This is a genomic window from Sphingomonas sp. BE123 (genome assembly GCF_031456015.1).
In the GTDB taxonomy this organism is placed as follows: Bacteria; Pseudomonadota; Alphaproteobacteria; order Sphingomonadales; family Sphingomonadaceae; genus Sphingomonas.
Map to the genome: position 1 here is coordinate 606377 of NZ_JAVDTW010000002.1, position 10997 is coordinate 617373.

10 protein-coding genes are annotated in these 10997 nt (G+C 67.1%); 2 read left to right on the forward strand and 8 right to left on the reverse strand.

What is annotated here, in order from left to right:
• Window positions 1-14 precede the first annotated feature (14 nt).
• Window positions 15-1022, reverse strand: coding sequence for a fumarylacetoacetate hydrolase family protein (locus J2Y54_RS11150; protein WP_310039606.1), 1008 nt, complete (start codon window positions 1020-1022; stop codon window positions 15-17).
• Between the two features lie 108 nt (window positions 1023-1130).
• On the opposite strand from J2Y54_RS11150, the gene J2Y54_RS11155 reads away from it, so the two are divergent.
• Both J2Y54_RS11155 and J2Y54_RS11160 read left to right on the forward strand, forming a co-directional pair.
• Complete coding sequence (locus tag J2Y54_RS11155; protein ID WP_310039608.1) at window positions 1131-4517, forward strand: PAS domain-containing protein; 3387 nt, start codon at window positions 1131-1133, stop codon at window positions 4515-4517.
• A gap of 83 nt (window positions 4518-4600) precedes the next feature.
• The gene (locus J2Y54_RS11160; RefSeq protein WP_310039610.1) at window positions 4601-5890 is read left to right on the forward strand and encodes an adenylosuccinate synthase; all 1290 of its coding nucleotides are present in this window, start codon (window positions 4601-4603) and stop codon (window positions 5888-5890) included.
• Between the two features lie 42 nt (window positions 5891-5932).
• On the opposite strand, the gene J2Y54_RS11165 is transcribed toward J2Y54_RS11160, so the two are convergent.
• The 7 genes from J2Y54_RS11165 to J2Y54_RS11195 all read right to left on the reverse strand — a co-directional run bounded on the left by J2Y54_RS11165 (window position 5933) and on the right by J2Y54_RS11195 (window position 10933).
• The gene (locus tag J2Y54_RS11165; protein ID WP_310039612.1) at window positions 5933-6178 is read right to left on the reverse strand and encodes a hypothetical protein; all 246 of its coding nucleotides are present in this window, start codon (window positions 6176-6178) and stop codon (window positions 5933-5935) included.
• 129 nt (window positions 6179-6307) lie between these two features.
• Window positions 6308-7375, reverse strand: a complete 1068-nt coding sequence (aroC, locus tag J2Y54_RS11170) for a chorismate synthase (RefSeq protein WP_310039613.1) — start codon at window positions 7373-7375, stop codon at window positions 6308-6310.
• Window positions 7376-7450: 75 nt separating this feature from the next.
• The gene (locus J2Y54_RS11175) at window positions 7451-7978 is read right to left on the reverse strand and encodes an N-acetyltransferase (protein ID WP_310039614.1); all 528 of its coding nucleotides are present in this window, start codon (window positions 7976-7978) and stop codon (window positions 7451-7453) included.
• Between the two features lie 7 nt (window positions 7979-7985).
• On the reverse strand, window positions 7986-8225 hold the full coding sequence (locus J2Y54_RS11180) for a hypothetical protein (RefSeq protein WP_310039617.1): 240 nt from the start codon (window positions 8223-8225) through the stop codon (window positions 7986-7988).
• A gap of 2 nt (window positions 8226-8227) precedes the next feature.
• Window positions 8228-9031 (reverse strand): enoyl-ACP reductase FabI, encoded by an 804-nt coding sequence (gene fabI, locus J2Y54_RS11185; protein ID WP_310039619.1) that lies wholly within the window; start codon window positions 9029-9031, stop codon window positions 8228-8230.
• Between the two features lie 3 nt (window positions 9032-9034).
• Complete coding sequence (locus J2Y54_RS11190; protein ID WP_310039622.1) at window positions 9035-9970, reverse strand: YihY/virulence factor BrkB family protein; 936 nt, start codon at window positions 9968-9970, stop codon at window positions 9035-9037.
• Between the two features lie 9 nt (window positions 9971-9979).
• The gene (locus tag J2Y54_RS11195; RefSeq protein ID WP_310039625.1) at window positions 9980-10933 is read right to left on the reverse strand and encodes a DnaJ C-terminal domain-containing protein; all 954 of its coding nucleotides are present in this window, start codon (window positions 10931-10933) and stop codon (window positions 9980-9982) included.
• Between the last annotated feature and the right edge of the window lie 64 nt (window positions 10934-10997).

Genomic DNA, 10997 nt, shown 5'->3' on the forward strand with positions numbered 1-10997 from the left:
CCGTCCGCTTGCGCTCAGCGATCAGCGACCGTCTGCTCGATCACCCCGAAAATCGGATGATGGCGATCGTCCTCGGCCCAGATACGGACCGTGTCGCCGGCCTTGAGGAACGGCGTGCTCGGCTTCCCGTCGCGGATCGTTTCGACGGTGCGCACCTCGGCCAGGCACGAATAGCCGACCCCGCCCTGTGCAATCGGCTTGCCGGGGCCACCATCAGCGTCGCGGTTCGACACCGTGCCCGACCCGATGATCGTGCCAGCGCCCAGCGCGCGCGTCTTTGCCGCATGCGCGATCAGCGTGCCGAAGTCGAAGGTCATGTCCTCGCCCGCTTCGGCGCGACCAAAGGGCTGGCCGTTGAGGTCGACCATCAGCTTGCGATGCAGCTTGCCATCGCGCCACCAGTCGCCGAGCGCGTCCGGCGTCACGAACACCGGCGAGAAAGCGCTGGCCGGCTTGGACTGGAAAAAGCCGAAGCCCTTGGCCAGTTCGCCGGGGATCAGGTTGCGCAAGCTGACGTCGTTGGTCAGTCCGACCAACCGGATCGCGGCCAGCGCTTCGTCGCGGCTGGCGCCCAGCGGCACGTCGCCGGTGACCACCACGACCTCCGCCTCAAGGTCGCATCCCCAGCTTTCATCGGCCAGCGGGATGGAATCGCGCGGGCCGAGAAACCCGTCGCTCCCGCCCTGATACATCAGCGGATCGTGCCAGAAGCTCTCGGGCATCTCGGCGCCGCGCGCCTGACGGACGAGCGCGACATGGTTCACATAGGCCGACCCGTCGGCCCATTGATAGGCGCGCGGCAGCGGGGCAGCCGCCTCGCGCTCGTGAAACCGCTCGCGCGGGATCACCTCATGGTCGAGATCGGTGGCAAGGTTGCGAAGCGCCCCCTCATAACGATCCCAATCGTCAAGTGCCGCCTGCAATGTGCCGACGATATGGCCGGCATCGGCATACCAGGCGAGATCGCTGGACACGACGACAAGGCGACCGTCACGTCCGTGCTTAAGACTGGCCAGTTTCACGCTGATTCTCCTGCTCAAGGCTCGCCTGCCGTCTAACCGGCTGGTTTCGGTCGAATACCTTCGTACCCTGCATTGACAGGCGCGAGCGCAACCCGCAACGCTCAACGCATGTATTCCGAGCTTCGATTCCTGGAGCAAGGCGGCGAGATGGGTCGCCGTATTCGGGAGCATGACTGGGCCGCAACCCCGCTTGGCCCGCCTGACACCTGGCCGCAAACGCTGCGCTTTGTCCTGGGCATCTGCCTTGGTTCGCAGATGCCGACCGCGATCTACTGGGGCCCGGAGCTGCGCTTGTTCTACAACGACGCCTGGGCACCGATCCCGGCCGAGCGGCACCCGGCGGCACTGGGTCAGCCGGGGCGCGACATATGGCCCGAAATCTGGGATGTGGTCGGCCCGCAGTTCGAGCATGTCCTTGCGACCGGCGAGGGCTTTGCCACCTATGACCAGCGGCTCGACATGCTGCGCGACGGTGTGCCGCGCGAAACCTACTGGAATTACAGCTTTACCCCGATCCGCGATGAGCATGGCCGGGTCTGCGGCATCCTCAATCAGGGGAACGAGACGACCCGCACGATCGTCGCCGAACGCGAAGGGCGCGCGGAGGTCGAACGGCTGCGCGAGCTGTTCCAGCAGTCGCCCGGCGCGGTCGCGCTGCTGCAGGGACGCGATCATGTCTTCGCCCTTGCCAATCCCGCTTATTACGAGCTGACCGGGCACCGCGAACTGCTCGGCCGGTCCGTCGCACAAGCACTGCCGGAGGTGGCCGATCAGGGGTTCGTCGACCTGCTCGACCAGGTGTTTGACAGCGGGACCGCCTATCGCGCGTCGGGCCAGCCGGTCGAATTGCTGCGCGATGGGGTAAATGAGACCCGCATGGTCGATTTCGTGTTTCAGCCGATCAAGGACACGACCGGCGCCACGACCGCGATCTTCATCGAGGCGAATGACGTGACCGAGCGCGTCGTCGCCGAAACCCGGTTGCGTGAGAGCGAGGAGCGGCTGCAGCTGGCGCTCGATGCCGCCAACGGGGTCGGCATCTGGGACTGGGACCTGGTTCACGATCGCGTCCGCGCCGACGCCCGCTTCGTGCGACTGTACGGCGTCGATCCGGCGGTCGCGCAGGAAGGCGGGCCGGTCGAGCTGTTCTTTCGTCAGATCCATCCTGACGATGCAGCGCGCGCGCGCGCGGCGATCGACACCGCGATCCGCAGTGGCGATCGGCTCAACATCGAATATCGCCTGATCGACGGCGATGGCCGCATCCGCTGGGTCACCGCGCAGGGGCGGTGCAGCTACGATGCAAGCGGCCGTCCCGTCCGCTTTCCCGGCGTCAGCTCCGACGTCACCGAGCGCCGGGAGGCCGAGGAAGCGGCGCGCCGGACTGCGGCGGACCTTGAGGCGCTGACCCACGACCAGACCTTCCTGTTCGACCTCGCCAGTCGCCAGCGCGCGCTCGATACCCCCGATGCGATCATGCGGTTGAGCGCCGGTGCGCTCGCCGAGCGGCTCGGCATCGACCGGGTCGGCTTCTACCGTGTGCTCGGCGAGGGCGCGGTCGAATTCGGTGCATGCGTGACCAACGGCCTGCTGCCCGCGCTGGATGGCTCGGTCCGCATCGACATGGGGCCAGCCAACGCGCTGTATCGCGACGGGATCACGCTGGTGACCGAGGATTCGGCCCGCGACCCGCGCTTCGCCGGGAGCGATCTTGGCCGTTACTCGCCCGCTGCGGTCGGCGTCCCGCTGATGCGTGGCGGTGCCTGGGTGGCGACCCTGTACGCCAATCAGGCCAGCCCGCGCCGATGGAGCGACAAGGACGTCGCACTGATCGAAGCGGTGGCGCAATCGGCCTGGGATGCGGTCGAGCGTGCGGTTGCAGTGATCGCCCTGCGCGAAAGCGAAACCAAGTTTCGCGCCATCGCCAATTCGATCGATCCGATGGTGTGGTCGACCCGGCCCGATGGCTATCACGACTATTTCAACGACCGCTGGTACGAGTTTACCGGCGTCCCCCATGGATCGACCGACGGCGAGCGCTGGACCGGGCTGTTCCATGCCGACGATCAGGCGCGGATCCACAGCTTGTGGCAGCACAGCCTGGCGACGGGCGCGCCCTATCATATCGAATATCGGTTGCTGCATCACAGCGGCGTGTATCGCTGGGTGCTCGGGCGGGCGCAGCCGGTGCGCGATGCCACTGGCGCGATTACCCGCTGGTTCGGCACCTGTACCGACATCCAGGACATCGTCGATGCACGCGAGGTGCTGGCGCAATCGCGCGAGCAGCTCGAGACGGCGGTGGAGGAGCGCACGCGCCAGCTGATGGTCGCCGAAGAACGCTTGCGCCAAGCCCAGAAGATGGAGGCGGTTGGCCAGCTTACTGGCGGCATTGCGCATGATTTCAACAATATGCTGGCGGTGATCATCGGATCGCTCGACATGCTTGAGCGGCGCATCGCGCAGGGTGTCACGGATCTCGATCGCTATATCGTCGCGGCGCGCGACGGCGCGACCCGCGCTGCCGCGCTGACGCAGCGGCTGCTCGGTTTCGCCCGGCAACAGCCGCTGGCGCCGGTCGTGCTGGACGTGAACGCGCTGGTTTCCGGGATGATCGACCTGCTGATGCGCACGCTCGGCGAAAAGGTGACGGTCGAGACGCGGTTGGTGAGCGGGCTGCCATCGGCGCTTGCCGATCCCAATTTGCTTGAAAATGTCATTCTCAACCTGTCGGTCAACGCCCGCGACGCGATGCCCGATGGCGGGCGGCTGACGATCGCCACGGCGCTGCGCGTGCTCGATGCCGAAGCGGGCGCGGACCTGGGTCTGCCTCCGGGCGACTATCTGGCGCTAACGGTGGGCGATACCGGATCGGGCATGGCGCCCGATGTGGCGGCGCGCGCATTCGATCCCTTCTTCACCACCAAGGGTGTCGGCAAGGGGACTGGGCTTGGCCTCAGCCAGGTGTTCGGCTTTGCCCGGCAATCGGGGGGGCATGTCGGGATCGACACTGCGCCCGGTGCGGGGACGCGCGTCACGCTATTGCTGCCGCGTCACGATGCCCGGCCGGACGTGAAGTCCCCTGCCGCTGCGGAGCGCCCGCTCACCGGCGCACCGCCGCCAGGTTCTGCGGATGAGGTGATCCTGGTCGTCGAGGATGAGGAGCGGGTGCGCCACCATTCGGTCGAGGCGCTGCGCGAGCTTGGCTACACCGTGCTCCAGGCGCCCGACGGGGTCGAAGCGCTGCGCGTGATCGAACGCAGCCCGCCGATTGCGCTGCTGTTCACCGATGTCGTGATGCCCGAAATGACCGGGGACGAGCTGGCACGCCGCGCCGTCGCGCTCCAGCCCGGGCTCAAGGTGCTGTACACCAGCGGCTATACGCCCGACGAAGCGATCATTGCCGCGACCCCCGGTGTCGCGGCGGCGCTGATTCCCAAGCCATTCGGCGTCGATCTGCTGGCGGCGCGGGTGCGCGCGGCGCTCGACGCCTGATCGGGCCAGCGCTGGACGCGCGCGCCCGGGGGGATTAGGGGGACCGGGACCGGCCATATGGCCATTCTCGAAGGACCGGAATTTTGGCGAACGTCGCGGTGATCGGCGCCCAGTGGGGCGATGAGGGCAAAGGCAAGATCGTCGACTGGCTCGCCAGCCGCGCCGACCTCGTCGTCCGCTTTCAGGGCGGACATAATGCTGGCCATACGCTCGTCGTCGGCGACAAGGTGTACAAGCTCTCGCTGCTTCCGTCCGGCCTGGTGCGCGGTACGCTGTCGCTGATCGGCAATGGCGTGGTGTTCGACCCCTGGCACTTCCGCGAGGAAATGGAAAAGCTGCGCGCGCAGGGCGTGGATATCACGCCCGACACGCTGCAGGTCGCCGAGACCGCGCCGCTGATCCTGCCCTTCCACCGCGACCTCGATGCGCTGCGCGAAGATGCGAGCGGGTCGGGCAAGATCGGCACCACCCGCCGCGGCATCGGCCCGGCCTATGAGGACAAGGTCGGTCGCCGCGCGATCCGCGTGTGCGACCTCGCGCATCTCGACGATCTCGGGCCGCAGCTCGACCGGCTGTGCGCGCATCACGACGCGCTGCGCGCCGGCTTCGGTCAGCCGCCGATCGACCGCGACCGGCTGATCGAGGAATTGCGTGAAATCGCGCCGTCCGTGCTGCCCTATGCCGCGCCGGTATGGCTGACGCTGAAGGGCGCGAAGCAAGCGGGCAAGCGCATCCTGTTCGAGGGTGCACAGGGCGCGCTGCTCGACATCGACCATGGCACTTACCCGTTCGTCACCTCGTCCAATACGGTGAGCGGATCGGCAGCGTCGGGCTCGGGCCTTGGGCCGGGGTCGGTCGGCTTCGTGCTGGGGATCGTCAAGGCATATACGACGCGCGTCGGCTCCGGCCCGTTCCCGAGCGAGCAGGATAACGAGATCGGCGAGCTGCTCGGCACGCGCGGGCGTGAGTTCGGCGTTGTGACGGGGCGCAAGCGCCGCTGTGGCTGGTTCGACGCGGTGCTGGTGCGCCAGTCGGTCGCGCTGAGCGGGGTGACCGGCATCGCGCTGACCAAGCTCGACATTCTCGACGGGATGGAGACGCTGAAGATCTGCACCGGCTATACCGTCGGCGACAAGCATTACGACTATCTGCCCCCGAGCCCGCAGGATCAGGCGCGCGCGGTCGCGGTCTATGAGGAGATCGAAGGCTGGAGCGAGTCGACTGCGGGTGCGCGCAGCTGGGCGCAGCTGCCGGCACAGGCGATCAAATATATCCGCCGGATCGAGGAACTGATCGGGTGCCCGGTCGCGCTGGTTTCGACCAGCCCGGAGCGTGAGGACACGATCCTGGTCCGCGACCCGTTCGCGGACTGAGCGTAACCGGACGCGGCACGCCGCCTCCGGTCATCTGAAGCGTCAGTAGTAAGTTGCGTTGGGCTCGGGGGCGGTATCGCTCCCGTTCTGGGTCGGGTCGCCCGGTTCTGCGCTCGGTTCGATATCGGTCGCATTGGACAGCGTGTCGGGCGCGGTCGTGTCGTCAGGCGCGACCTGGTTGGTCATGTCATTCTGCAGCGGCGGTTCGATCTGCGGCGTGCCGATCGCGGCGATGGCGGCGGACGATCCGCACAGGGCGATGAGGCTGAACAGCGTCTTGTGGCGCATGGGATACTCCTGGTTACACAGCGCGGATTGAACGCGCCTTGCTCGGCAGAAGTCGCACGCCGGTTCCTCGGCCCGTCGGCGATGACGCCCGGCTCGCCCCTCAGCTGCGCTGCCAGAGCGGCGGACCGATCAGCCGCACTGCGCGCGGTGCAGCAGCTTCTGGTCGGCCAGCACCAACGCCATCATCGCCTCCACCACCGGGACGCCGCGAATGCCGACGCACGGGTCGTGCCGGCCCTTGGTGCGGATCTCGGTGGCTTCGCCATCGCGGGTGATGGTTTCGACTGGGGTGAGGATCGAGCTGGTCGGCTTGAACGCGACGCGCACGCGCACCGGCTGACCGGTCGAGATGCCGCCCGCAATGCCGCCGGCGTGATTGGCGAGGAATTCCGGACCGTCTGCGCCCGGCCGCATGGCGTCGGCGTTCGCCTCCCCGGACAATGCGGCCGCCGCGAAGCCGTCGCCGATCTCGACGCCCTTGACCGCATTGATGCTCATCATCGCGCTCGCCAGTTCGCTGTCGAGCTTGGCATAAAGCGGCGCGCCCCAGCCCGGCGGAACCCCGGTCGCCTCGCACGCAATCACCGCGCCGAGCGACGACCCCGCCTTGCGCGCAGCGTCGACCAGTATTTCCCAGCGCGCCGCCGCATCGGGGTCGGGGCAGAAGAACGGGTTGTTGCCGATCTCCGCCGCGTCGAACTTCGCATAGTCGATCGCGTCGCCGCCGATCGCCTCGACCCAGGCGGTGATCGTGACCTCCGGAATCACCTTGCGCGCAACCGCGCCCGCCGCGACGCGCATCGCCGTTTCGCGCGCCGAAGAGCGCCCGCCGCCGCGATAGTCGCGAAAGCCATATTTGGCGTCATAGGCATAGTCGGCATGGCCGGGGCGATAGGCGCTCGCGACCTCCGAATAATCCTTTGAGCGCTGGTCGACATTGTCGATCAGCAGGCCGATCGGGGTGCCGGTGGTGCGCCCCTCGAACACGCCGGACAGGATGCGCACCTGATCCGGTTCCTGCCGCTGCGTCGTGAATCGCGACTGGCCGGGGCGGCGCTTGTCGAGGAAGGGCTGGATATCAGCTTCGCTGAGGTCGAGGCGCGGCGGGCAGCCATCGACCACCGCACCGATCGCGGGGCCGTGGCTCTCGCCGAAAGTGGTGAAGCGCAGGACGCGGCCAAAGGTGTTGAAGCTCATGGCGTCACCTCCTCGCTCAAAGCCACACGATTTGGAAGCAAGAAGGATCGCGGGTCGGGCAAAGCCGCTATGGTGTCATGCGTCCCGCGCGAGCGCTGCAAAGGCGCCCGCATGGGCGGCGACACCGCGCACGCCGCACGGAACCTTCCCGTCCTGCAGCGCGAGCGCCATCAGGTTGTCGCCGGCATAGGGCGAGTCGAACCCGCGCGCGAGGTCGGCGGCATAGCCGAAGCGGCCATAATATGCCGGATCGCCGAGCACGAAGCTGAGCAGGTAGCCGGCATCGCCGAGATGCCGGTGCCCAGCGGCGATCAGCGCCTCGGCCACGCCCTGCTGCCGATACGCCGCCGCGACCGCGACCGGTGCGAGCGCGACGGCGGCAAGGGCGACGTCGTTGACGCGCACATCCATCCGGCTGAACGCGACCATGCCTGCGAGCGCGCCGGTCTCCTCGTCATCCGCGACCAAGGTCAGCACCATGTCGCCATCGATGCACAGTCGCTGGACCAGCAACGCCTCATCCGCCGCAGGAAAACTGCGCCGGAGCAACGCATCGATCGCAGCGACGTCACCGCCGGTGGCGGGGCGGATGGCAATGGTCATTTGGTCCTCACCGGTCGATCCCAAACCAACGTCTGCTCGCAGCATCCTCCTCGCTTTTGTTCGGCCTGAGCCAGCGGTCTGTCAGGAAAAGCACAAGGCAACCGCCCAGCATCACCCCAAAAAACCAGTTTCCGTTGCGGGTCAGGAACGTCGCAACAACCGCCACGGTGAAAAGCCCCGTCACGATGCAGCCGGACCGGACGAGCGGTCGCACGATGCCGTTGTGGAAGTCGTCGGAGCGACTCACCGCTAGGCCAGCGCGATGTCCGGCGCGTCTTCGGCCTTCATGCCGATGACATGGTAGCCGGCGTCGACATGGTGGGTTTCGCCCGTGGTGCCGCTCGACAGGTCGGACAGGAAATAGAGGCCGGCGCCGCCGACATCCTCGATCGTCACGTTGCGCTTGAGCGGGGCGTTGAGTTCGTTCCACTTGAGGATCAGGCGGAAGTCGCCGATGCCGCTCGCCGCCAGCGTCTTGATCGGGCCGGCGCTGATCGCGTTGACGCGGATATTCTGCTTGCCGAGGTCGACCGCGAGGTACTGGACGCTGGTCTCCAGCGCCGCCTTGGCCACGCCCATCACGTTATAGTGCGGGATCACCTTTTCCGCGCCGTAGTAGCTGAGCGTCAGCAGCGATCCGCCGTTCGGCATCATCGCCTGCGCGCGCTTGGCCACCGCGACGAACGAATAGACGCTGATGTTCATCGTCATCAGGAAATTGTCGAGGCTGGTGTCGACATAGCCGCCGCGCAGCTCGTTCTTGTCCGAAAAGCCGATCGCGTGGACCACGAAGTCGATCGTCGGCCAGCGTTCCGCCAGCGTCGCGAAGGTCTTGTCGAGCTCCGTCATGTCGCTGACATCGCAGTCGATCAGGAAATCGCTGCCCAGTTCCGCCGCGAGCGGGCGCACGCGCCGCTCCAGCGCCTCGCCCTGATAGCTGAACGCCAGTTCCGCGCCATGTTCGCGCAGCTTCTTGGCGATGCCCCATGCCAGCGAACGATCGTTGGCGAGCCCCATGATCAGCCCGCGTTTACCCTGCATCAATCCGGTCACGTCTTAACCTCCGGTCCCTTCTTGCGGCTTCTCTAGCCCGTTCTCGGGCGTTTCCGCCAGCGCCGCGTTAAGCTCGGCGCCGATAACGACGCCAAAGCCGATGAGAAAGAAGAAGATGAGCGCGACCATCACCCCGGCAAGGCTGCCATAGGTCAGGCCATAGCCGCCGAACGCGCCGATCACCTTGGGCAATGCCGCGGTGCAGCTCATCCACCAGATCGTGACGAACGCCGGGCCGGGCCATTTGGGGCAGCGTGCCTTGCGATAACGGGTCGGGGTCAGCGTGTAGAACAGGATGTACATCGCACCGAACAGCGCGATGCCCGGGGCGACCTTGGTCAGCGAGATTATGCGCGCCGCATCCGACGCGAACGGGATCACGCGCAGAATGAACTGCTCGACGCCGCTCAGCACCAGCTGGAAGCTGAACGCCATCATCGCCAGGATGACCGAGGCGATGACCATGCCGATCGTCGCCAGCTTCAGCCGCCAGAACGGCGTGCCGGACGGGATGCCATAGGCCTGGCGCAGGATCGCGCGCACCGTTTCGACAAAGCCCGACGTGGTCCACAGCCCGACCAGCGCACCCAGCCACAGCAGCGAGCCGGAGCGCGCCTCGAGCACCTCCAGAATCGCGGGGCGCAGCAGGTCGGCAACCTCGGGCGGGACGGTGCGCAGGAATGCGGCAACCGCCTGAAGCCCATCGCCCGTCCGTCCGACCAGCCGCGCGACCGCGGTCGCAACGATGAAGAAGGGGAACAGCGTGACCAGGCTCAGATAGGCAAGGTTGCCGGCATGGGTGAAGCCGTCGTTGAACGCGCCGACCGCCACCCGCTTGGTCACCTCGATCGCCCGGTCGGTAACGCCCAGATCCGACAGCCTTTTGTGAAAGCCGTGGCGCCGTGCCTCGGGCGATTCGGGGGAAACGGGATCGGTCACAATGCCCGTTCAGACGCCCAGCCGGGCGCGCGGGTTCCCCTGATCGGTCCAGCCGGCGACAAACTCGGCAAGCTTCGCGTCGCTTCCCGGAATCTCGATCATCAGCGTGACAAGCAGGTCGCCGCGCGTGCTCTTGCCGTGAAAGCCGCGATCCTTGAGGCGCAGCGTCTTGCCCGAACTCGATCCGGCCGGGACCTTCAGATTCACCGGACCCTCGGGCGTCGGTACGCGCACGCTCGCCCCCGCCACCGCTTCCTTGAGCGTGATCGGCAGGTCGAGGCGGATATGGTCGCCGTCGCGCGTGAAATAGCGGTGCGGCTCGACCTCGATCGTCACGATCGCGTCGCCATTGCCGCCCGGCCCGGCATCGCCCTTGCCCGCAAGGCGCATCTGCGTACCGGTTTCGACGCCCTTGGGCAGTTTCAGGTCGATGGTCGATCCGTCGCGCAGCTGGATCCGCTGTGGCTTGAGCGCGGCGGCATCCTCGAACGGGACGCGCAGGCGATAGGCGACATTGGCACCCTTGGGCGGGGGCGGACGGCGGCCAAAGCCGCTCGAAAACCCGCCCGGCTGGCCGCCGGCGCGGCCGCCGAACAACCCTTCCAGGATATCCTCGAACCCGGCCTCGCCACCGCCGCCGCCGAAATCGAACCCGCTGCCGCCGGGGCGAAACCCGCCCTGCGGGCCGCGTGCGCCACCGAAGCCGGCGCCGCCGAATCCGGCCCCAAAGGGCGATGCGGGATTGCCGTCGCCATCGATCTCGCCGCGGTCATAGCGCGCGCGCTTGTCCTTGTCGGTCAGCAGGTCATAGGCCTGCGTGACCGTGCTGAACTTCTCCGCCGCCTTCGGATTGTCCTTGTTGCGGTCGGGGTGGAGTTCCTTGGCGAGCTTGCGATACGCCTTCTTGATCTCGTCCTCGCTGGCCCCGCGCGAGACTCCCAAGGTTGCGTAAGGATCGGCCACGTGTTTCCCCGGTTGGTCTGGTGTTCGTGTATTGCACCGCTACATCGGTATAAGTGCCGGTGGA